Annotated in this window: 19 protein-coding genes; 15 read left to right on the top strand and 4 right to left on the bottom strand. The window is 64.4% G+C overall.

Features of this window, described 5'->3' with window-relative positions; genetic code table 11:
* Window positions 1–20: 20 nt before the first annotated feature.
* Window positions 21–1,310, top strand: coding sequence for a glutamate-1-semialdehyde 2,1-aminomutase (hemL, locus tag BM154_RS04610; RefSeq protein WP_074881189.1), 1,290 nt, complete (start codon window positions 21–23; stop codon window positions 1,308–1,310).
* A gap of 255 nt (window positions 1,311–1,565) precedes the next feature.
* Window positions 1,566–2,114, top strand: coding sequence for a tetratricopeptide repeat protein (locus tag BM154_RS04615; RefSeq protein ID WP_074881190.1), 549 nt, complete (start codon window positions 1,566–1,568; stop codon window positions 2,112–2,114).
* Between the two features lie 36 nt (window positions 2,115–2,150).
* Here the strand turns inward: BM154_RS04615 and BM154_RS04620 are convergent, their stop codons facing one another.
* Window positions 2,151–2,474: a DUF1820 family protein gene (locus tag BM154_RS04620; RefSeq protein ID WP_074881191.1), complete on the bottom strand. Its 324-nt coding sequence runs from the start codon at window positions 2,472–2,474 to the stop codon at window positions 2,151–2,153.
* A 150-nt stretch (window positions 2,475–2,624) separates the two neighbouring features.
* Between BM154_RS04620 and miaB the strand changes: the two genes are divergently transcribed.
* The 5 genes from miaB to lnt all read left to right on the top strand — a co-directional run bounded on the left by miaB (window position 2,625) and on the right by lnt (window position 8,161).
* Entirely contained in the window at window positions 2,625–3,959 is a 1,335-nt protein-coding gene (gene miaB / locus BM154_RS04625) for a tRNA (N6-isopentenyl adenosine(37)-C2)-methylthiotransferase MiaB (protein WP_074881192.1), read from the top strand.
* A 293-nt stretch (window positions 3,960–4,252) separates the two neighbouring features.
* Window positions 4,253–5,272 (top strand): PhoH family protein, encoded by a 1,020-nt coding sequence (locus tag BM154_RS04630; RefSeq protein WP_074881193.1) that lies wholly within the window; start codon window positions 4,253–4,255, stop codon window positions 5,270–5,272.
* Window positions 5,269–5,727, top strand: a complete 459-nt coding sequence (gene ybeY, locus BM154_RS04635) for an rRNA maturation RNase YbeY (RefSeq protein WP_074881194.1) — start codon at window positions 5,269–5,271, stop codon at window positions 5,725–5,727. The genes BM154_RS04630 and ybeY overlap by 4 nt, the downstream gene beginning before the upstream one ends.
* A 24-nt stretch (window positions 5,728–5,751) precedes the next feature.
* Entirely contained in the window at window positions 5,752–6,588 is an 837-nt protein-coding gene (locus BM154_RS04640; protein ID WP_074881195.1) for an HlyC/CorC family transporter, read from the top strand.
* Between the two features lie 55 nt (window positions 6,589–6,643).
* Window positions 6,644–8,161: an apolipoprotein N-acyltransferase gene (gene lnt, locus BM154_RS04645; RefSeq protein ID WP_074881196.1), complete on the top strand. Its 1,518-nt coding sequence runs from the start codon at window positions 6,644–6,646 to the stop codon at window positions 8,159–8,161.
* Between the two features lie 181 nt (window positions 8,162–8,342).
* Here the strand turns inward: lnt and BM154_RS04650 are convergent, their stop codons facing one another.
* Both BM154_RS04650 and BM154_RS04655 read right to left on the bottom strand, forming a co-directional pair.
* Window positions 8,343–9,107 (bottom strand): YdcF family protein, encoded by a 765-nt coding sequence (locus tag BM154_RS04650; protein WP_074881197.1) that lies wholly within the window; start codon window positions 9,105–9,107, stop codon window positions 8,343–8,345.
* 54 nt (window positions 9,108–9,161) lie between these two features.
* The gene (locus BM154_RS04655) at window positions 9,162–9,527 is read right to left on the bottom strand and encodes a hypothetical protein (RefSeq protein ID WP_074881198.1); all 366 of its coding nucleotides are present in this window, start codon (window positions 9,525–9,527) and stop codon (window positions 9,162–9,164) included.
* Window positions 9,528–9,703: 176 nt separating this feature from the next.
* On the opposite strand from BM154_RS04655, the gene leuS reads away from it, so the two are divergent.
* From leuS to BM154_RS04685, 6 genes are all read left to right on the top strand, one after another.
* Complete coding sequence (leuS, locus tag BM154_RS04660) at window positions 9,704–12,310, top strand: leucine--tRNA ligase (protein ID WP_074881199.1); 2,607 nt, start codon at window positions 9,704–9,706, stop codon at window positions 12,308–12,310.
* A 97-nt stretch (window positions 12,311–12,407) separates the two neighbouring features.
* Window positions 12,408–13,013 carry an LPS-assembly lipoprotein LptE gene (locus BM154_RS04665; protein WP_074881200.1) on the top strand — a complete coding sequence of 202 codons (606 nt, stop codon included), beginning with the start codon at window positions 12,408–12,410 and terminating at the stop codon, window positions 13,011–13,013.
* A 196-nt stretch (window positions 13,014–13,209) separates the two neighbouring features.
* Window positions 13,210–14,244 (top strand): DNA polymerase III subunit delta, encoded by a 1,035-nt coding sequence (holA, locus tag BM154_RS04670; RefSeq protein WP_074881201.1) that lies wholly within the window; start codon window positions 13,210–13,212, stop codon window positions 14,242–14,244.
* A gap of 87 nt (window positions 14,245–14,331) precedes the next feature.
* Window positions 14,332–14,484: an alternative ribosome rescue factor ArfA gene (gene arfA, locus BM154_RS04675; RefSeq protein ID WP_013792548.1), complete on the top strand. Its 153-nt coding sequence runs from the start codon at window positions 14,332–14,334 to the stop codon at window positions 14,482–14,484.
* A gap of 71 nt (window positions 14,485–14,555) precedes the next feature.
* Complete coding sequence (locus BM154_RS04680; RefSeq protein ID WP_074882376.1) at window positions 14,556–15,848, top strand: lytic murein transglycosylase; 1,293 nt, start codon at window positions 14,556–14,558, stop codon at window positions 15,846–15,848.
* Between the two features lie 220 nt (window positions 15,849–16,068).
* A complete protein-coding gene (locus BM154_RS04685; RefSeq protein WP_074881202.1) occupies window positions 16,069–17,220 on the top strand; it encodes an acyl-CoA dehydrogenase family protein in 1,152 nt (383 codons plus the stop codon).
* A 535-nt stretch (window positions 17,221–17,755) separates the two neighbouring features.
* Here BM154_RS04685 and BM154_RS04690 read toward each other — a convergent pair.
* Window positions 17,756–19,396: a Na+/H+ antiporter gene (locus BM154_RS04690; RefSeq protein WP_074881203.1), complete on the bottom strand. Its 1,641-nt coding sequence runs from the start codon at window positions 19,394–19,396 to the stop codon at window positions 17,756–17,758.
* Between the two features lie 183 nt (window positions 19,397–19,579).
* Here BM154_RS04690 and BM154_RS04695 point away from each other — a divergent pair, with 183 nt between their 5' ends.
* Together BM154_RS04695 and dapD are read left to right on the top strand one after the other, a co-directional pair.
* Window positions 19,580–19,927: an ArsC family reductase gene (locus BM154_RS04695; protein WP_074881204.1), complete on the top strand. Its 348-nt coding sequence runs from the start codon at window positions 19,580–19,582 to the stop codon at window positions 19,925–19,927.
* A 37-nt stretch (window positions 19,928–19,964) separates the two neighbouring features.
* Window positions 19,965–20,999, top strand: a complete 1,035-nt coding sequence (gene dapD / locus BM154_RS04700; protein WP_074881205.1) for a 2,3,4,5-tetrahydropyridine-2,6-dicarboxylate N-succinyltransferase — start codon at window positions 19,965–19,967, stop codon at window positions 20,997–20,999.
* The last annotated feature ends 7 nt before the right edge of the window (window positions 21,000–21,006 follow it).

The following is a 21,006-nucleotide window of genomic DNA, read 5'->3' on the forward strand; positions in this document are numbered from 1 at the left end:
TCACTTTCAGGAGACCCCTCATGTCCCGCTCCGAAACGCTTTTCGCCAACGCCCAGAAACACATTCCCGGCGGTGTGAACTCACCGGTGCGCGCATTCAAGAGCGTGGGCGGCACGCCGCTGTTCTTCAAGCACGCCGAGGGCGCCTACGTCACCGACGAAGACGACAAGCGCTACGTCGACTACGTCGGCTCCTGGGGTCCGATGATTCTCGGCCATAGCCATCCCGAGGTACTCGACGCGGTACGTCGCCAACTCGACCACGGGCTGTCCTATGGGGCACCGACCGCCATGGAAACCGAGATGGCCGACCTGGTCTGCTCGATCGTGCCGTCCATGGAGATGGTACGCATGGTCAGCTCGGGCACCGAGGCGACCATGAGCGCCATCCGTCTGGCCCGCGGCTACACCGGCCGCGACGCGATCATCAAGTTCGAGGGCTGCTACCACGGCCACTCCGACAGCCTGCTGGTCAAGGCCGGCTCCGGCCTGTTGACCCAGGGCGTACCCAGCTCGGCGGGAGTGCCGGCCGACTTCGCCAAACATACCCTGACGCTGCCGTTCAACGACATCGAGGCGGTCGAACAGACCCTGTCTGAAGTCGGCCAGAGCGTGGCCTGCATCATCGTCGAGCCGGTGGCCGGCAACATGAACTGCGTACCGCCGGCGCCGGGCTTTCTCGAGGGCCTGCGCTCGCTGTGCGACCAGCACGGCGTGGTGCTGATCTTCGACGAGGTGATGACCGGCTTTCGCGTCGCCCTTGGCGGCGCCCAGGCGCATTACGGCGTCACCCCGGACCTGTCGACCTTCGGCAAGATCGTCGGCGGCGGCATGCCGGTGGGCTGCTTTGGCGGCAAGCGCGCGATCATGGAGCGCATCGCCCCGCTCGGTCCGGTCTACCAGGCCGGCACCCTGTCGGGTAACCCGCTGGCCATGGCCGCCGGCCTGACCACCCTGAAGCTGATCAGCCGGCCGGGCTTCCACGCCGAGCTCAGCGACTACACCAGTTCGCTGCTGCAGGGTCTGCAGGACCGTGCCGATGCCGCCGGTATCCCGTTCGTGACCACTCAGGCAGGCGGCATGTTCGGCCTGTACTTCAGCGGCGCCGACGATATCGTTACCTTTGATGACGTGATGGCCAGCGATGCCGAGCGTTTCAAGCGCTTCTTCCACCTGATGCTCGACGGCGGCGTTTACCTGGCGCCGAGTGCTTTCGAGGCCGGTTTCACCTCGATCGCCCATGGCGCCACCGAGCTGCAGTTGACCCTGGACGCCGCCGAGCGGGCCTTCGCCGCACTCAAACAGGCGTGAACCCCGCGGTGCCGTTCGGCGCCTGAGGTGAACGGCAGGCTGGCCAGCGCGATCCTGTGTAGGCCACCTGCAAGCCCTTGAAAGGCGTATAACCGGGGTTGTCAGTCCGGCAGGCGCGATTGTTGCCTCAACCTGGGGCAGAAAAGCCGGTAAACACTTTGTAAGAACGGTGTCGCTTATTTCATAATGTGATGGCGAGCCCATTTGGCTTCGCCAGTCACCCACCCGCCAGCCTGTCGAGGTATCCGGATCTTCATGAAGCGCACCGGCCGCACCCTGTCCCTGGGCTGCCTGTTGCTCCTGCTGCCAGCGCTTGCCTTGGCGGACGGAAACTCATTGCTGATCCCAGCGATTGGCAGCTGTTCGCTGAACGTCGCCGCCGAAGACCTGCCCAGCGCTTTGCAGGCCTGCCAACAGAGCGCCGAGAACGGCGATGCGCAGGCCCAGTACGAACTGGGCGAGTTCTATTACAACGGTCAAGCCGGCGAGCGCGACCTGTCCCAGGCACTGAACTGGTTCGAGCACGCTTCGCTGCAAGGCCATGCCCAGGCGCAGTACCGTCTGGGCATGATGTTCTTTCGTGGCGAAGGCGTCGCGGCCAACAACGTACAGGCCTACATCGTGCTGAAAATGGCCGCGGTCAACGGCTCTGACGAGGCCATGGACGGCGCCGATGAAGTGGCCATGCAAATGCCGCGAGCGGAACAGGAAGTCGCCACCCAGGTGCTCGGGCAGATCTTCCGCAATTACCTGCAGGAACTGCAGGCCGCCGACAGCCTGTCCCCCTTCGCACCGCTCAAATAAGCCGCCGCGCCAAGCAGCGACTCACTGCCCCGGGGGCTATTTCTCCGGCATCGGCATCGGAAATGGCATGACGTTGCCGCCACCCTTGGCTTCGCTGATCTTCGGCGTGCCCAGGCGCTCCACTTCATCGATGCGCACGATCGAATGCATCGGCACGAAGCTGCGCACGACGCCCTCGAACTGTGCCTTGAGTTTTTCCTCGCTGGGATCGACCACCAGTTGCGAACGCTCTCCGAACACGAACTCCTCGATTTCCAGAAACCCCCACAGATCGCTCTGGAAGATCTGCTTGGCGTACATCTCGTACACCTGGCCCTGATTGAGAAAAATCACCTTGTAGATCGGGTCGCGCTTGCTCATGGATGACGAATGGCTGGCTATGCAATGAAAGGACGCAAATCTTAGCATGCCGTCTTGCCGGGGCGTCGCCCCTCCCGTCCATCGCCGGTGGCCTCACGCGAGCAACCCTCCTATAATCCGCGGTCATTTTTTCACCGCCGACGAACCGCCATGACCAAGAAGCTCTATATCGAAACCCACGGTTGCCAGATGAACGAGTACGACAGCTCGCGCATGGTCGACCTGCTGGGCGAGCATCAGGCTCTGGAAGTCACCGATCGCCCGGAAGATGCCGACGTCATCCTGCTCAACACCTGCTCGATCCGCGAGAAGGCCCAGGACAAGGTGTTTTCCCAGCTCGGCCGCTGGCGTGAACTGAAGCTGGAGAACCCCGAACTGGTAATCGGCGTCGGGGGCTGCGTGGCCAGCCAGGAAGGCGCTGCGATCCGCGATCGGGCGCCCTATGTCGATGTGGTCTTCGGCCCGCAGACCCTGCATCGCCTGCCGGAGATGATCGACGCCGCGCGGCTGACCAAGACCGCCCAGGTGGACATTTCCTTCCCCGAGATCGAGAAGTTCGACCGCCTGCCCGAGCCCCGGGTCGACGGCCCCAGCGCCATGGTTTCGGTCATGGAAGGCTGCAGCAAGTACTGCACCTTCTGCGTAGTGCCCTATACCCGGGGCGAGGAAGTCAGCCGGCCGTTGGACGACGTGCTGGGCGAAATCATTCACCTGGCCGAAAACGGCGTGCGTGAAGTGACCCTGCTAGGCCAGAACGTCAACGGTTACCGCGGTGAAACGCGCGACGGCGGTATCGCCGACTTCGCCGAGCTGCTGTACCTGGTGGCCGCCGTCGAGGGCATCGACCGTATTCGCTACATCACCAGCCACCCGCTGGAGTTTTCCGATGCGCTGATCAAAGCCCACGCCGACATTCCAGAGCTGGTGAAGTTTCTCCACCTGCCGGTGCAGTCCGGCTCCGACCGTATCCTTGCCGCCATGAAGCGCAACCATACGGCGCTGGAGTACAAGTCGCGCATCCGCAAACTGCGCGCAGCGGTGCCGGACATCGTGATCAGTTCGGACTTCATCGTCGGCTTCCCCGGCGAAACCGAAAAAGACTTCGAGCAGACCATGAAACTGGTCGAGGACGTCGGCTTCGACTTCTCCTACTCCTTCATGTACAGCTCGCGCCCCGGCACCCCGGCCGCGGATATTCATGACGACACGCCGGAAGAAGTGAAGAAGGAACGCCTGCAGCGTCTGCAGCATCGCCTCAACCAGCAGGGTTTCGAAAACAGCCGGCGCATGGTCGGCAGCGTGCAGCGCATTCTGGTCAGCGACTTCTCGAAAAAGGATCCCGGCAAGTTGCAGGGCAAGACCGAGAACAACCGCTTCGTCAATTTTCAGTGCGACAATCCGCGCCTGATCGGCCAGTTCGTCGACGTGCATATCGATGAGGCGATGCCGCATTCCCTGCGCGGCACCCTGATCGAGCGTCATTGATAGCCTCATGCGCGGCTGCGCGGTGAAACCGCGCCGGGTCGCCAGACCGACGGGAACGCCGCCCGCGCCGAACGCCCTTCAGGGCGGCCATGGAACCGCGAGTGAAGCGAGTCAGACCCACTTACAAACTCGTGAAGGCGCCCGCAGCGGCGATTTTCTTGCCGCCCATGGCTCCAGCGCGCACGATCATCGGCCATCTTTGCCCGAGGCGCGGCTATCGGCGCGCTTTCACTCGGCCCTGGCTAGCGCTATTCTCTTCCTTCCATTCAGCCGACGGCGGCCACAATACGACCTTGAATATCACCTCGACACCTCATCGCTTCACCCTCGAACCCTTCGAAGCCAAGCGCTTCGCCAACCTCAGCGGGCAATTCGACGAGCACTTGCGCCTGATCGAATCGCGCCTGGGCATCGAGATCCGCAACCGCGGCAACCAGTTCGAGCTGCTGGGCGAGCCTGGCCAGACCACCTCTGCCGAAAACCTGCTGCGGCGCCTGTACCGTGAAACCGACGCCACCGAGCTGTCGCCGGACATGGTGCACCTGTTCCTGCAGGAATCCGGTATCGAGGAACTGAACGCACCCAGCGGCCACGCCAACATCGCCCTGCGCACGCGCAAGGGCATGATCCGCCCGCGTGGCGCCAACCAGCAGCTGTACGTGAAGGCGATCCTCGATCACGACATCAACTTCGGCATCGGCCCGGCCGGCACCGGCAAGACCTACCTGGCCGTAGCCGCCGCCGTGGATGCACTGGAGCGCGAGCAGATTCGCCGCATTCTGCTGGTACGCCCGGCTGTCGAGGCTGGCGAGAAGCTCGGTTTCCTGCCTGGTGATCTGTCGCAAAAGATCGACCCCTACCTGCGCCCGCTGTACGACGCCCTGTACGAGATGCTCGGCTTCGAGCAGGTGGCCAAGCTGATCGAGAAACAGGTGATCGAGGTCGCGCCGCTGGCCTACATGCGCGGTCGTACGCTGAACAACAGCTTCATCATCCTCGATGAAAGCCAGAACACCACCATGGAACAGATGAAGATGTTCCTGACCCGCATCGGCTTCGGCTCCACCGCGGTGATCACCGGTGACATCACCCAGGTCGACCTGCCCCGCGGCACCAAGAGCGGCCTGACCCACGTGATCGAGGTGCTCAAGGGCGTGCCGGGTATCAGCTTCACCCACTTCAAGCCCAAGGACGTGGTGCGTCACCCGCTGGTGCAGCGCATCGTCGAAGCCTACGAGCGCTTCGATGCCGAGCGCCAACCGTTCGACCGCCGCCCGGCGGACAACGATCCGGGAGCGCGCTCCGAGCCATGATCGAACTGGATCTGCAGGTCGCCAGCGATGCTGGCCGCCTGCCCGCGGAGGCCGACTTCCAGGCCTGGTGCGCACTCGCCCTGCGCCAGCGCAGCGCCGACTCGGAACTGACCATCCGCCTGGTGGACGAAGCCGAAGGCCGTGAGCTCAACCGCACCTGGCGCGGCAAGGATTACGCCACCAATGTGCTGTCCTTCCCGGCCGATGTACCCGACGAATTACTCGATATTCCACTGCTTGGCGACCTGGTGATCTGCGTGCCGGTGGTCGAGCGCGAGGCGGTCGAGCAAGGCAAGACCCTGGATGCGCACTGGGCGCATCTGGTGATACATGGCTGTCTGCATCTCCTGGGCTACGACCACATCGACGATGAGGAAGCCGAGGAAATGGAAAGCCTGGAACGAATACTGCTCGCCGAGCTGGGTCATCCCGACCCGTATGCCGGCGACGAATGACATAGGGATCCCGAGTAAAACGCCATGAGCGAAGACCGATCGAGCAACGAGCAAAAGTCCTGGTTGAACAAACTGACCCAGGCTTTTGCTCATGAGCCGAAAAACCGCCAGGAATTGCTGGAAGTCCTGCGCGATGCCCACCAGAACAAACTGCTCGACAGCGAGGCCCTGGCCATCGTCGAAGGCGCCATCCAGGTCGCCGACCTGCAGGTTCGCGACATCATGGTGCCGCGCTCCCAGGTGGTGACCATCAAGGCCAGCCAGTCTCCCCGGGAATTCCTGCCGGTGATCATCGAAGCGGCGCACTCGCGCTATCCGGTGATCGGCGAGACCCTCGACGACGTGCTCGGCATCCTGCTGGCCAAGGATCTGCTGCCACTGCTGCTGGCCGATCAGCCTGACTTCAACATCCGCGACATGCTGCGCCCGGCCACCTTCGTGCCCGAGTCCAAGCGCCTCAACGTGCTGTTGCGCGAGTTTCGCGCCAACCACAACCACATGGCGGTGGTGATCGACGAGTACGGCGGTGTCGCCGGCCTGGTGACCATCGAGGACGTGCTGGAGCAGATCGTCGGTGATATCGAGGACGAGCACGACGTCGAGGAAGACAGCTACGTCAAACCGCTGCCCAGCGGCGATTTCCTGGTCAAGGCGTTGACGCCCATCGAGCACTTCAACGAAACCTTCACCACCGCCTTCTCCGACGACGAGTTCGACACCGTCGGCGGCCTGGTGATGAGCGCTTTCGGCCACCTGCCCAAGCGCAACGAAGTGACGGTGATCGGCGAATTCCGCTTCCGCGTGCTCAACGCCGACAGCCGCCGCGTGCATCTGCTGCGCCTGACACCGCTGGCCCGCTGACCTGACACCCCGCCACCCGGCGGGGTGTTTGCTTACTTCTTGCGTGAGTCCCTCGATGAACCGACTGTTCCAACCCGGCTGGCCCGGCAACCTGATCGCCCTGCTGGGCGGCGCGCTGACCACCCTGGCGCTGGCGCCCTATGGCATCTGGCCGCTGGCGCTGCTGTCCATCGCCCTGCTCTACCGCGGCCTGCGCGCACTGACGCCGCGCCAGGCCGCCTGGCGCGGCTGGTGGTACGGGTTCGGCCTGTTCGCCTCGGGCACCAGCTGGGTGTACGTGAGCATTCATGACTACGGCGCGGCATCGCCGCCACTCGCCGCCTTGCTGACCCTGGGTTTCGTCGCCGGCCTCGGCCTGTTCTTCGCCCTCGCCAGCTGGCTATGGGCGATCTGGCTACGCCGTGACAGCGCGCCACTGGGCGATGCCCTGGCATTCGCCGCACTGTGGGTCGCCCAGGAGGCGTTTCGCGGCTGGTTCCTCACCGGCTTCCCGTGGCTGTATGCCGGCTACAGCCAGCTCGACGGCCCCATGGCCGGCCTGGCACCGGTCGGCGGCGTATGGCTGCTGTCGTTTGCCCTGGCACTCAGCGCAGCGCTGCTGGTCAACCTGCCGCGCCTTTACCGCAACAAGCCACAACTGGCCGAGGCACTAGTGCTGCTGATCGCTCCCTGGCTGCTCGGTGCAGCGTTCAAGGATCACGCCTGGACCGCGCCGGCTGGCGAGCCGCTGAGCGTCGCAGCGATCCAGGGCAACGTCGAACAGAACCTCAAGTGGGACCCGGCGCAGCTCAATGCCCAGCTGGCGCTGTACCGCGACATGAGTTTCGCCAGCAAGCCAGTGGACATCCTGGTATGGCCGGAAACCGCGGTGCCGGTGCTCAAGGAGCAGGCCATCGGCTACCTGAGCATGATGGATCGCTTCGCCAGCGACCGGCAAAGCGCGCTGATCACCGGTGTGCCGATTCGCCAGCCCAATGCCGAAGGTGAAATACGCTACTACAACGGCGTCAGTGTGGTCGGCCAGGGCAGCGGCGACTACCTCAAGCAGCGCCTGGTGCCGTTCGGCGAGTACGTACCGCTGCAGGACCTGTTGCGCGGGCTGATCGCCTTTTTCGATCTGCCGATGTCCGACTTCGCCCGCGGCGAGCCCGACCAGCCCCTGCTGGAAGCCAAGGGCCATCGCCTGGCGACCTTCATCTGTTACGAAGTGGTCTATCCCGAATTCGCCGCTGCGATGGCCGCGCAGAGCGACCTGCTGCTGACGGTCAGCAACGACACCTGGTTCGGCAAATCGATCGGCCCGCTGCAGCACCTGCAGATGGCGCAGATGCGCGCTCTGGAAGCCGGCCGCTGGATGATTCGCTCCACCAACAATGGCGTGACCGCGCTGATCGACCCGTTCGGGCGCATCACCGAGCGCCTGCCACAATTCGAACAGGCCACGCTGTACGGCGAGGTGCAGCCGATGCAGCACCTGACGCCTTACCTGCAATGGCGCTCCTGGCCGCTGATCATTCTCTGCAGCCTGCTGGCCGGCTGGGCGCTGGTGCGGCGTCGCCGAGACGCCAAGTAACGGATTCGAACTCAGGTGTTGGGCTGAAGCGGATCGACGCCAGCCCACCCTGGTCATCCGGATAGGCGTTACAGCCTGTGGGAGCGCGCGGGGACGCCGAGTCCATGCGCGCGACGATCACGGGTATGGCGCCAGCGGCGCAGTCCGCGAGGTAGGGTGGGCTTCAGCCCGCCACGTGGGGCTAGCGCCCGTAGGCCAGTGGGTAGGCCAATGCGCCTATCACCTCGTTGAGCAGCAAGGTGCTTTGCCAGAAGGCCTTGCCCTCCGGTAGCCAGCCGCCCATTGGGCGGCCATTGGGCACGCCGAGAAAGCCCACCGGTGCCGTCACCACCTCGAAGCCGGCCTGCTCGAAGCACCAGCGCGAGCGCGGCATATGCCAGGCCTGGGTGACTAGCAGTACCCGGCGAAAGCCTTCAGGCTTGAGCAGCGCAGCGGTCTCGGTCGCATTTTCCCAGGTAGTGCGGCTGCGCTCTTCCTGCCAGCGCACCGTGACGCCCAGGTCCTCGCGCATCACCTCGGCCATCAGCGCCGCCTCGCTGGGTGGCCGGCCGAAATGCAGCCCACCAGTGGTCAGCACCGGCAGCCCGGAGGCCTTTGCCAGCCGCGCCGCGTAGCGGGTTCGCTCCAGCGCCATGGCACTGGGCTGCTCACCGCCCCAGGCGGGATCGTTCGAGTCGCGGCCACCGCCAAGTACGACGATGACGTCGGCCTGCTGGGCCAATGTGCTCCACTGCTGTTGGGCGATGGCTGGCTCACGCTCGATCGCCCTGGCCATCCACTCCACGGTCACCGGCAGGCTCATCAGCCACAGGCCGCCGAGGCCAAGGCTGAAGCAGCACAGGGCCAGCCGCGGGAAACGTCGGCGCAGGAACCAGGCCAGGGCGATAAGAAGCAACAGAATGCCGGGCGGCATGAAAAACTGCTTGAGCAGATAACGCAGCGGCATCGAGCACCTCCGAAAAGCCTCGAAGCCTAGAGCCTGGAGCGATTAGCGCGCAAGTCAGAGGTAGCCGCCGCCACCAAGCCTCCTGGCCGACTGCTCAGCGCTGGTGGCGCTCGCCCACAGCCGTGCCGCCCCGCCGGCCACCGGCAACGCTGGCTGCCGCTCGAACGGCGGCGGCTGCACCGCCGCTTGATAGTAACGCGCGGCCGTGGCATGCCAGCCGTTGAGCCAGGCACGATCATTGACCAGGTAGGCCGTGATCAGCGCCAGTTCGTCCGGCGACAGGCCGCGCACCTCCATGTCCGGGGGCGGCTCGCTGGTCAGGTGCGCCAGGTTGTCGGCTTCGTCCAGGGCCAGGGTCAGGCGATCGAGCAACCTTGCATAGGGATCGCGTTGCTTATGGGTCTTTACCGGAACTTGCATCACTCACCTCCAGGCACGACGCCTCGAATCAGCTTAGCCGCCACCCTCCAGCCGGCCGCCTGCGACGACCAACGGCATTGCCGGCCGCTACCGCGCAATCAGCGTTTCCCTCTGCCGAGGGGGGTCATGTATGCTACGGCGTTTCCCGAAAGCCCCTTTCCCTAGCGCAAGTAGCCATGCACGAACAGTATCAGCCACGTGAAATCGAAGCCGCCGCGCAATCCCACTGGGACGCGCAGAACTCCTTTGCAGTCAGCGAACAGCCCGGCAAGGACACCTTCTACTGCCTGTCGATGTTCCCCTACCCGAGCGGCAAGCTACACATGGGGCATGTGCGCAACTACACCATCGGTGACGTGATCGCCCGTTACCAGCGCATGCAAGGTAAGAATGTGCTGCAGCCCATGGGCTGGGACGCTTTCGGCATGCCGGCGGAAAACGCCGCGATGAAGAACAACGTGGCCCCGGCCAAGTGGACCTACGAGAACATCGACTACATGAAGACCCAGCTGAAAAGCCTGGGCCTGGCCATCGACTGGTCCCGTGAAGTCACCACCTGCAAGCCGGACTACTACCGCTGGGAACAATGGCTGTTCACCCGCCTGTTCGAGAAAGGCGTGATCTATCGCAAGAACGGCACCGTCAACTGGGATCCGGTCGACCAGACCGTGCTGGCCAACGAGCAGGTCATCGACGGCCGCGGCTGGCGTTCCGGTGCGGTGATCGAAAAGCGCGAGATTCCCATGTACTACTTCAAGATCACCGCCTACGCGGATGAACTCTTGAGCAGCCTGGACGAACTCGATGGCTGGCCGGAACAGGTCAAGACCATGCAGCGCAACTGGATCGGCAAATCCCGCGGCATGGAAGTGCAGTTCCCCTACGACGTCGACTCGATCGGCGAAGCCGGTGCGCTGAAGGTGTTCACCACCCGCCCCGACACCCTGATGGGCGCGACCTACGTTGCCGTAGCCGCCGAACACCCGCTGGCTACCCTGGCCGCCCGCAACAACCCCGAACTGCAGGCGTTCATCGCCGAATGCAAGGCCGGTAGCGTTGCCGAAGCCGACATGGCAACCCAGGAAAAGAAAGGCCTGCCGACCTCGCTGTCTGTAGAGCACCCGCTGACCGGCGAGAAGCTGCCGGTGTGGGTCGCCAACTACGTGCTGATGCACTACGGCGACGGCGCGGTGATGGCGGTTCCCGCCCACGACGAGCGCGACTTCGCCTTTGCCCGCAAGTACGACCTGCCGGTCAAGGCCGTGGTGCGTACCAGCGCAGGCGATGAAGTGGGCAGCGAATGGCAGGACGCCTATGGCGAACACGGCCAGCTGATCAACTCCGGTGAATTCGACGGCCTGGACTTCGAAGGCGCCTTCGACGCCATCGAAGCGGCGCTGCTGCGCAAGCAGCTCGGTAAATCCCGTACCCAGTTCCGCCTCCGCGACTGGGGCATCAGCCGGCAGCGCTACTGGGGCTGCCCGATCCCGATCATCCACTGCGACAGCTGTGGAGACGTGCCGGTGCCGGAAGACCAGCTGCCGGTCGTGTTGCCCGAAGACGTGGTACCGGACGGCGCCGGCTCGCCCCTGGCGCGCATGCCCGAATTCTACGAATGCAGCTGCCCGAAATGCGGCGCACCGGCCAAGCGCGAAACCGACACCATGGACACTTTCGTGGAGTCGTCCTGGTATTTCGCCCGCTACGCCTCGCCCCACTACACCGGTGGCATGGTCGACCCGGCCGCCGCCAACCACTGGCTGCCGGTGGATCAGTACATCGGTGGTATCGAGCACGCCATCCTGCACCTGCTCTATGCGCGCTTCTTCCACAAGCTGATGCGCGACGAAGGCCTGCTGACCTCCAACGAGCCGTTCAAGAACCTGCTGACCCAGGGCATGGTGGTCGCCGAGACCTACTACCGCGTGCTCGATAACGGTGGCAAGGACTGGTTCAACCCGGCCGATGTCACCGTCGAGCGTGACGCCAAGGGCAAGGTGATCGCCGCCAAGCTGACCAGCGACGGCCTGCCGGTAGAGATCGGCGGTACCGAGAAGATGTCCAAGTCCAAGAACAACGGCGTCGACCCGCAGGCGATGATCGATGCCTATGGCGCCGACACCTGCCGCCTGTTCATGATGTTCGCCTCGCCGCCCGACATGAGCTGCGAGTGGTCGGATGCCGGCATCGAAGGCGCCAACCGCTTCCTGCGCCGCGTCTGGCGCCTGGCCCAGGCCCACGTCAGCCAGGGGCTGCCGGGCGTGCTGGATGTCGCCACCCTGGACGACGCCGGCAAGGAGGTGCGCCGCGCCATCCACCTGGCAATCAAGCAGGCATCCCAGGATGTCGGCCAGCACCACAAGTTCAACACCGCCATCGCCCAGGTGATGACCCTGATGAACGTGCTGGAAAAGGCCCCGCAGGACAACGATCAGCAGCGCGCCCTGCTCCAGGAAGGCCTGGAAACCGTCGCCCTGCTGCTTGCGCCGATCACCCCGCACATCAGCCACGAACTGTGGCAGGAGCTGGGCCACGAGGAAGCCATCATCGACGCCAGCTGGCCGGTGGTGGACGAATCGGCCCTGGTGCAGGACAGCCTGACCCTGGTGATCCAGGTTAACGGCAAGCTGCGCGGGCAGATCGAAGTACCGGCCGACGCCAGCCGCGAGGCGGTCGAAGCGGCAGCGCGCAGCAATGAAAACGTACAACGCTTCACCGAAGGGCTGACGATCCGCAAGGTCATCGTGGTGCCTGGCAAGCTGGTCAACATCGTCGCCAGTTGAGGCGACAGGGAACGGCCGGTCGCCTCTGGCGGCCGGCATCCGGTCTAGAGTTTCGGCCATGCCGGCCAGCGGAGCCGGCAGGACAAGGGGATACGAGATGATCAAGCGCAATCTGTTGGTAATCGGCCTGGCTGGCCTGCTCGGTGCGTGCGGCTTCCAGCTGCGTGGCACTGGCGACGTGCAGTTCGCCCTCAAGGAACTCGACGTCAGCGCCCGCGACACTTACGGCGACACCGTGCGGGACGTCAAGGACGTGCTGGAGAACAACGGCGTTCGCGTGTTCCCGGGCGCTGCCTACAAGCTGTACCTGGCTGGCGAGCAGGAAAGCCAGCGTTCGGCCAGCTACACCAGCTCGGCGCGCAGCGTGGAATACGAGCGCACCATGAGCCTGGATTACGAGATCCGTGGCGCCAAGAACCTGCTGCTGCTGAGCAACAAGCTCGAAGTGCAGAGCTACTACGTACAGGACTCCAACAACCTGATCGGCAACGACCAGCAGGCCGCCCAGTTGCGCACCGAAATGCGCCGCGACCTGGTGCAGCAGCTGGCCCAGCGCCTGCAGCAGATCACCCCTACGCAACTCGACGAGCTGCAGCAGACTGCCGAAGCCAAGGCGAAAGCCGAAGCCGACGCCCTGGAAGCGGCCCGTCAGCGTGAAGCGGCGCAGCCGCAGCAATCGCCCATCGAACTACCTGTCCAGTAAGAACCTGTTTACGATCTGCTGCGCGTCGGCCCTGCGGCGTTAAAAACAGACGCGGAATGCTCATGTACAAAAGTACAGTCGCCCGCGACTCCGACCGTTCCTCGCCTGTTTTTGTGGGGCCGTTTAGGCCTTGCAGGGCTCTAGCTCGAAAGATCTGTAGACGTTCCAAGACGGACGAGGCCTCTCAGGTTTACCCATGAAACTCGCTCCCGCCCAACTCGGCAAACACCTGCAAGGTGCGCTCGCCCCGGTCTACGTGGTCTGTGGCGACGAAGCCCTGCTCTGCCAGGAAGCCACCGACGCTATCCGCAGCGCCAGCCGCGCCCAGGGTTTCACCGAGCGCGAGGTATTCCACGCCGAGGCCAATTTCGATTGGGGCATGCTCTACGAGGCGGGCGCCAGCCTGTCGCTGTTCGCCGAAAAGCGCGTCATCGAACTGCGCATCGCCAATGGCAAGCCGGGTGACAAGGGCGCGGCGGCTATTCTCGAATACCTTGGCCGGCCGCCGGAAGACACCCTGCTGCTGATCACCCTGCCCAAGCTCGACGGCAGCGCACAGAAGACCAAGTGGGCCAAGGCCCTGATCGACGGGCCCAACTGCCAGTTCGTGCAGATCTGGCCGGTGGACGCCAACGGGCTGCCACAGTGGATTCGCCAGCGTCTGGCCCAGGGCGGCATGAACGCCAGCGCCGAGGCCATCGACCTGATCGCCGCGCGCGTCGAAGGCAACCTGCTGGCGGCCGCCCAGGAAATCGAAAAGCTCAAGCTGCTTGCCGACGGCCAGCAGATCGATGCCGGCACCGTGCAGGCTGCAGTGGCCGACAGCGCCCGTTACGACGTCTTCGGCCTGATCGACGCGATTCTCAATGGCGAGGCCGCCCATGCCCTGCGCATGCTCGACGGCCTGCGTGGCGAGGGCCAGGAATCGCTGTTCATCGTGGTGATGCTGGCCCGCGAGCTGCGCCAGTTGGCCAACATTTCCTACCAGTACAGCCAGGGTATCCCGCTCGACAAGGCCTTCGCCTCTGCCCGCCCACCTGTATGGGACAAGCGCCGACCGCTGGTCAGCAAGGCCCTGCAGCGCCACTCACCGGCGCGCTGGAATGCCCTGTTGATGGACGCCCAGCAGATCGACGCGCAGGTCAAGGGCCAGGCGCCGGGCGATCCTTGGGCCAGCCTGTCGCGCCTGGTGCTGACGATGGCCGGCCAACGCCTGAAGCTCGGCGCTTAGTCCCACCGCGCGTATGGACATCGCCTGCCCGGCGGCGCATCATTCGCACCGCTCGCTATCTGGGCGAGCACCGATCGAGGATCTGCCATGAGCAAGAAGAAGCGCCCCAACAAGGCCAAATCCATCATCGCCCAGCCGCTGTTCCGCTCACGCCAGGAGCGCCCCGGCAAAGGAAAAGGCAGCTACAACCGCCAAGCCTCCCAGCAAAACTGGGAGGCTTGTTCATTTAAGGCGGCTTGAAAACCTCGCCCAGCCCGCATTTCTGCTCATCCGTGCTAAGGTGGTCGCCTGCAAAACGTGTTGAGATGACCATGCCCAACCTGTTCATTCGCGGCCTGCCTGCCACCGCTGCGGCCAGCTTTCTGCTTTTGCTCACGGCTTGTGCCGATGCCCCTGCCCAGCCGCTGACTTCCTCCAGTGGGCTACCCGGTACCACCTCCGCTCCTGCTGCTGCCAACCAGCCTGGTGAAGAGCAACTGAGCTTCGAACAATGGCGCGACCTGCTGCGCAGCGACGCCATCGCCGCCGGCATCAGCCCGACCCTGTTCGACCGGGCCTTCGCCGGCGTGGTGCCGAACCCCGATGTGGTCAAGGCCGACAGCAGCCAGCCCGAATTCAGCCGCCCGGTATGGGAATACCTCAAGGGCGCGGTGTCGCCGAGCCGGGTCGCCCGCGGGCGCATCCTGCTGACCCAGAACCGCGCCATGCTCAACCAGATCGAGCAGCGTTACGGCGTGGATGCCGAAACCCTGGTGGCCATCTGGGGCCTGGAGAGCAACTTCGGTAGCAATATCGGCAGCCACAACGTAGTGCGCTCCCTGGCCACCCTGGCCTACGAAGGCCGCCGCCAGGCCTTCTGGCGCAGCCAGCTGCTGGCCGTGCTGCAGATTCTCCAGCATGGCGACATCGCCCCGGAGAGCCTGGTCGGCTCCTGGGCCGGCGCCATGGGCCAGACCCAGTTCATGCCCACCACCTACAACGAGCACGCCGTGGATTTCGACGGCGACGGCAAGCGTGACGTGTGGACCTCGACAGCGGACGCCCTGGCATCGGCCGCCCATTACCTGCAAAGTTCCAGCTGGCAATTGCGCCAGCCCTGGGGTTACGAGGTGCAGCTGCCGCAAGGGTTCGACTACGCCCTGGCCGACCCGGAAGTACGGCGCAGCGTGGCACAGTGGCGAGCCCTCGGCATTCATCCAATGGGGCAGCCACTGAGCACCCCGCGCGACGATGCTAGCGCCACCCTGCTGCTGCCAGCCGGGCACCGCGGCCCGGCATTCTTGCTATTCGGCAACTTCCGCAGCATCCTGCGTTACAACAACTCGACCTCCTATGCCCTGGCCATCGGCCTGCTGTCCGACAGCTTGCGTGGTGGCAACGGCGTGCAGGGCAGCTGGCCCGAGGGCGACCGCCAGCTGGGCCGCAGCGAGCGCGTCGAACTGCAGGAGCGCCTCAATGCCCGCGGCTTCGACTCCGGCCATGCCGACGGTATTATCGGTGCCAATACCCGCAAGGCCATCCGAGCCTTCCAGCTGCAGCTGGGTTGGCCGGCCGATGGTTACCCGGACATCAACCTGCTCGAAAAGCTGCGCCAGCCGCACTGAGGTTACTGCGTGGTGATGGCCGTCACCACGCGTTCTGCGCATTTGCGATTCGCCCGTTCCTGGGCGACTCTGTAGCAGGGTCTGTTGACGTTGCAACGCAAGCCGCGTTGCCGCCAGAAATAGCGCCGTCAACGGCCCCTGACCGCCCTGTGATCCAGGGCGGTTTTGGCTACCCGCCTGCCGTGATCCGGCGCGGGTCACTGACAACAGAGAGGTCGCTATGCACGACATCGAGCTGAACGAAGAACAACGCATGATCCGCGAGTGCACCCGGCAGTTCGCCAGGCGCGCCATCGCCCCCCACGCCCAGGACTGGGAAAAGGCTGGCTGGATAGACGATGCGGCGGTGGCCCAGATGGGCGACATGGGGCTGCTGGGCATGATAGTGCCGGATACCTGGGGTGGCAGCTATCTCGATTACGTGGCCTATGCCCTGGCCGTGGAAGAAGTGTCCGCCGCCGATGCCGCCGCCGGTACCCTGATGAGCGTGCACAACTCGGTGGGCTGCGGCCCACTGCTCAATTACGGCAGCGATCAGCAGAAAGGCGAATGGCTGGCCCGCCTGGCCAGCGGCGAAGTGATCGGCTGCTTCTGCCTGACCGAGCCCCAGGCCGGCTCCGAGGCCCACAACCTGCGCACCCGCGCCGAACTGCGTGACGGCCGCTGGGTGCTCAATGGCGCCAAGCAGTTCGTCAGCAATGGCCGCCGCGCCGGGCTGGCCATCGTCTTCGCGGTGACCGATGCCACGCTTGGCAAAAAGGGCATTTCAGCCTTCCTGGTACCCACCAATACACCGGGCTTTCGCATCGAGCGCAGCGAACACAAGATGGGCATTCGCGCCTCGGACACCTGCGCCATTACCCTGGACGACTGCAGCATTCCCGCCGCCAACCTGCTTGGCGAGCGCGGCAAGGGGTTGAGCATCGCCCTGTCCAATCTCGAGGGCGGGCGCATCGGCATCGCCGCTCAAGCGGTCGGTATCGCCCGTGCCGCCTTCGAGGCTGCCCTGCTCTACTCCCGCGAGCGGGTGCAGTTCGACAAGCCCATCGGTGAGCACCAGAGCATCGCCAACCTGCTGGCCGACATGCACACCCAGATCAACGCCGCGCGCCTGCTGACCCTGCACGCCGCGCGCCTGCGCAGTGCCGGCCAGCCCTGCCTGTCAGAGGCCTCCCAGGCCAAGCTGTTCGCCTCGGAAATGGCCGAACGGGTGTGCTCCAAGGCGCTGCAGATCCACGGCGGTTACGGCTACCTGGAGGACTTCCCGGTGCAGCGTTACTACCGCGACGCGCGCATCACCCAGATCTATGAAGGCGCCAGCGAGATCCAGCGCCTGCTGATCGCCCGCGAGCTCAAGCACTACGCGCTGTAAGAACCTGTTCACGATCGTTATGTGCATGAAGCGGCAGCTACAAGGCAAAAGCGGACATCCAGCGCTTTGGCTTTTTTATGTTTCTCTCGTGCAAAAGTAACTGACGACGCCAATCGCCCCTTCAGGAGGCCGAGTGGAATCATCTTGCAGGGGGACGAGCCGCATGGATGCGGCGAGAGGCCTGATGGGCCATGGACGGCCCTTCCAGGCCGGCCCCCGAAACGATGATGGAGCGAGGGAACCCCGGCGGAGCCGGGGCCGGATGTCGGGGCTAGACCTTTTGGTTTCTTTTGGCGGGGCCGGCCATCCGGGCAATGCCAAAAGAAACCCGCTCGCCAGAGCGGAGCCGAGCGCACAAGCAACTCGGTAACGCTGGCGGACTCATTCTGAAGAATGGGCTATGTCCATTATTTTCGCGGGCATGGCCCGCTCCCACAGATAATCACCAGCCTCCCTAACGTGGACGAATGGCCGCTCCCGCCACTTGGCTGCCAAAATCGACGAACTTGCGCTGAAAGATCATGAGCAGTCTTCACTAGCCCTTGAGCAGCCGCGCCTCCGCGTTATCCAGATCGCGGAGGATCTCGGCCAGCATGTCGTCATCCAGCTGATTGTCCTTGCGCATCCGATACAGCTCCAGGCGCTGCGTACGCAGTGCCTGGAGGCGCATGCGGTATTCCAGCTGATCGGCCTGGCGCTGATACTCACGCGACTCCTCGGCGCGACGCGTGCGGGTACGTTCTAGCAGGTCGCGGTATTCGCTCATCAGCTTGGCGCGAATCTCGGCCGTGGCAATCGCGCTATCGGTATCCGTGGCCTTTTCCTCATCCTTCTCCAGGCAGCGGATCGCCGCCTCCAGCACCTGGGCGCGATGGCGATTGAGCTCGGCCTCCTGCAGCGCCACGTTGTCTTGCGGCAGCAAGGGCAGCAGCCTGGGCAGCAGCACGCTGGCCACCAGCAGCGACAGCAGGATCACCCCGGCGGCGATCAGGATCAGCAGATCCCGCTCCGGAAACGCCTCGCCGTTGTTGAGCAGCAACGGCAGCGACATCACACCTGCCAGGGTCACCGCACCGCGCACGCCACCGATGCTCAGCACCGCCGTCAGGGCAATGCGCGACTGCCCGGCGAAGCGCGTCGGCTTGCCACGCCAGCGCCGCAGCATGCCCGAGGTACGCCAGTAGCAGTACACCCACGCAAAACGCAGCGCCATCAGCACCGCATACACCGCCAACACGTAGCCCAGGGCCCCTAGCAGCAGATGCCAGGCATCGGCATGATCGCCGATCACCGCCTTGATGATGTCCGGCAGTTGCAAGCCCAGCAGCAGGAAGATCAAACCGTTGAAGGTGAATTCGAGCATCGCCCACACGCCTCGGTTGAGCAGCCGTGTGGTGGTCTGCCGCGGCAGCAGGTCGAGGCGGCTCTGCATCATGCCCGCGGCCACCGCGGAGAGAATGCCCGACAGGCCCAGATGCTCGGCCGCCACATAGGCGGCAAACGGCAGCAACAGCATCAGCAGGACATGGGGCGCCGGCTCCTCCCAGCCGCGGGCGATCATCCAGGCGCGCAGGCGCCCGAGCAGGTAACTCAGGGCCATCCCGATCAACAGACCACCAACGGCCACCAGCACGAACTGCAGGCTGGCATCGGCGAAGGAAAACATGCCGGTCAGCGTTGCCGCCACGGCGAACTTGAACGCCACCAGGCCCGAGGCATCGTTCATCAGTGCCTCGCCCTGCAACAGGCTATTGAGGGTGTTGGGCAGGCGCCCGTGGGTGATCGCCGACACCGCTACCGCATCGGTGGGCGACAGCACCGCCGCCAGGGCGAAGCAGGCCGCCAGGGGAACCTGCGGCAACAACCAATGGATGAAATATCCGGCGCCCAGAATGGTCACGAAGACCAGGACGAAGGCCAGAAACAGGATCGGTGTGCGCAACTTGCGAAACTGCCCCTTGGGCATGCGCCAGCCATCGACGAACAGCAGCGGCGGGATGAACAGCAACAAGAACAGCTCGGGGTCGAGGCGCACATGCAGGCCCAGCACCGGAATCGCCAGCAGTGCGCCGATGAGGATCTGCAGGATGGGCAGCGGCAAGGGAATGAACTGGGCGCTGATACGGGTGCCACTGACCACCAGCAACATGGTCAGGATGGTGTAGAGAAGCTGCATGGAGGGAAGGATCCTTTACGAGAACGGCCGCCCCGCTGGCGAGGGCCAGGTCATTCTAACGCCAGGTGCGGCGAGCCGTGCAGGCGGATGCGCCGCAAGCCGAAGCGACGTGGCATAATCGCGGCTTCGGTATTCACAAGCATGAAGCGGATTCGACGAGTGGAATCCTCTAGAGGTAGACCAATGAGTTACGTGCTTTATGGCATCAAGGCCTGCGACACCATGAAGAAGGCCCGTACCTGGCTCGACGAGCGGGGTATCGATTACCGGTTTCACGATTACAAGACCGCCGGCATTGACCGCGGCAACCTGCAGAAATGGTGTGACGAACACGGCTGGGAAACCATCCTCAATCGCGCCGGCACCACCTTCCGCAAGCTCGAGGACGCACAGAAAAGCGATCTCGACCAGAACCGGGCCATCGACCTGATGCTGGCCCAGCCGTCGATGATCAAGCGTCCGGTGCTGGATCTCGGCAGCCGCACGCTGGTCGGCTTCAAACCCGAGCGTTACGCCGCCGAACTGGCCTGATATCGCCCCCAATCGAATTCGCTGCAAGGAAAAGCTCATGTCCAATACGTTGTTCAGTCTGGCCTTCGGGGTCGGCACCCAAAACCGCCAAAGCACCTGGCTGGAAGTGTTCTACGCCCAGCCCCTGCTCAACCCGAGTGCCGAACTGGTGGCCAAGGTCACCGAGAAACTCGGCTACAACGGCGGCAACCAGGCCATCGCCATCACCAATCAGCAAGCCGGTGAACTGGCCAGCGCCCTGAAGCACGTCGACCCGGTACAGGCCGCGCTGCTCACTCGCCTGGCTGAAAGCGCCAAGCCACTGGTCGCCACCCTGCTGGCCGAAGACGCCGCGCTGACCAGCACCCCCGAGGCCTACCTCAAGCTGCACCTGTTGTCCCATCGCCTGGTCAAGCCCCACGGCCTGAACCTGACCGGCATATTCCCGCTGCTGCCCAACGTCGCCTGGACCAGCCAGGGCGCGGTCGACCTGGTCGAGCTGCCCGAGCGTCAGCTGGAAGCGCGCCTGAAAGGCGACCTGCTGGAAGTTTTCTCGGTGGACAAGTTCCCGAAAATGACCGACTACGTGGTGCCGACCGGCGTGCGCATCGCTGACAGCGCACGTGTTCGCCTGGGCGCCTACATCGGCGAAGGCACCACCGTGATGCACGAAGGCTTCGTCAACTTCAACGCCGGTACCGCCGGCCCGGGCATGATCGAAGGCCGCGTGTCCGCAGGCGTGTTCGTCGGCAAGGGTTCGGATCTGGGCGGCGGCTGCTCGACCATGGGCACCCTGTCCGGTGGCGGCAACATCGTCATCTCCGTGGGCGAAGGCTGCCTGATCGGCGCCAACGCCGGTATCGGCATTCCGCTGGGCGACCGCAACATCGTCGAAGCCGGCCTGTACGTGACCGCCGGCACCAAGATCGCCCTGCTCGACGACCAGAATAACCTGGTCAAGGTGGTCAAGGGTCGCGACCTGGCTGGTCAGGCTGACCTGCTGTTCCGTCGCAACTCGCAAAGCGGCGCCGTCGAATGCAAGACCAACAAGTCGGCGATAGAGCTGAACGAAGCCCTGCACGCTCACAACTGAAAAAGTT

Source organism: Phytopseudomonas argentinensis, from assembly GCF_900113905.1.
In the GTDB taxonomy this organism is placed as follows: Bacteria; Pseudomonadota; Gammaproteobacteria; order Pseudomonadales; family Pseudomonadaceae; genus Aquipseudomonas; species Aquipseudomonas argentinensis.

What these genes read in the sequence shown, in the direction of transcription:
- BM154_RS04620 (WP_074881191.1), bottom strand. Translation starts at nt 2,474, where the DNA reads ATGAGCAAGCGCGACCCGATCTACAAGGTGATTTTTCTCAATCAGGGC.
- BM154_RS04685 (WP_074881202.1), top strand. Translation starts at nt 16,069, where the DNA reads ATGCACGACATCGAGCTGAACGAAGAACAACGCATGATCCGCGAGTGC.
- arfA (WP_013792548.1), top strand. Translation starts at nt 14,332, where the DNA reads ATGAGCAAGAAGAAGCGCCCCAACAAGGCCAAATCCATCATCGCCCAG.
- lnt (WP_074881196.1), top strand. Translation starts at nt 6,644, where the DNA reads ATGAACCGACTGTTCCAACCCGGCTGGCCCGGCAACCTGATCGCCCTG.
- holA (WP_074881201.1), top strand. Translation starts at nt 13,210, where the DNA reads ATGAAACTCGCTCCCGCCCAACTCGGCAAACACCTGCAAGGTGCGCTC.
- leuS (WP_074881199.1), top strand. Translation starts at nt 9,704, where the DNA reads ATGCACGAACAGTATCAGCCACGTGAAATCGAAGCCGCCGCGCAATCC.
- BM154_RS04615 (WP_074881190.1), top strand. Translation starts at nt 1,566, where the DNA reads ATGAAGCGCACCGGCCGCACCCTGTCCCTGGGCTGCCTGTTGCTCCTG.
- hemL (WP_074881189.1), top strand. Translation starts at nt 21, where the DNA reads ATGTCCCGCTCCGAAACGCTTTTCGCCAACGCCCAGAAACACATTCCC.
- BM154_RS04690 (WP_074881203.1), bottom strand. Translation starts at nt 19,396, where the DNA reads ATGCAGCTTCTCTACACCATCCTGACCATGTTGCTGGTGGTCAGTGGC.
- BM154_RS04650 (WP_074881197.1), bottom strand. Translation starts at nt 9,107, where the DNA reads ATGCCGCTGCGTTATCTGCTCAAGCAGTTTTTCATGCCGCCCGGCATT.
- BM154_RS04655 (WP_074881198.1), bottom strand. Translation starts at nt 9,527, where the DNA reads ATGCAAGTTCCGGTAAAGACCCATAAGCAACGCGATCCCTATGCAAGG.
- BM154_RS04680 (WP_074882376.1), top strand. Translation starts at nt 14,556, where the DNA reads ATGCCCAACCTGTTCATTCGCGGCCTGCCTGCCACCGCTGCGGCCAGC.
- BM154_RS04665 (WP_074881200.1), top strand. Translation starts at nt 12,408, where the DNA reads ATGATCAAGCGCAATCTGTTGGTAATCGGCCTGGCTGGCCTGCTCGGT.
- BM154_RS04695 (WP_074881204.1), top strand. Translation starts at nt 19,580, where the DNA reads ATGAGTTACGTGCTTTATGGCATCAAGGCCTGCGACACCATGAAGAAG.
- ybeY (WP_074881194.1), top strand. Translation starts at nt 5,269, where the DNA reads ATGATCGAACTGGATCTGCAGGTCGCCAGCGATGCTGGCCGCCTGCCC.
- dapD (WP_074881205.1), top strand. Translation starts at nt 19,965, where the DNA reads ATGTCCAATACGTTGTTCAGTCTGGCCTTCGGGGTCGGCACCCAAAAC.
- miaB (WP_074881192.1), top strand. Translation starts at nt 2,625, where the DNA reads ATGACCAAGAAGCTCTATATCGAAACCCACGGTTGCCAGATGAACGAG.
- BM154_RS04640 (WP_074881195.1), top strand. Translation starts at nt 5,752, where the DNA reads ATGAGCGAAGACCGATCGAGCAACGAGCAAAAGTCCTGGTTGAACAAA.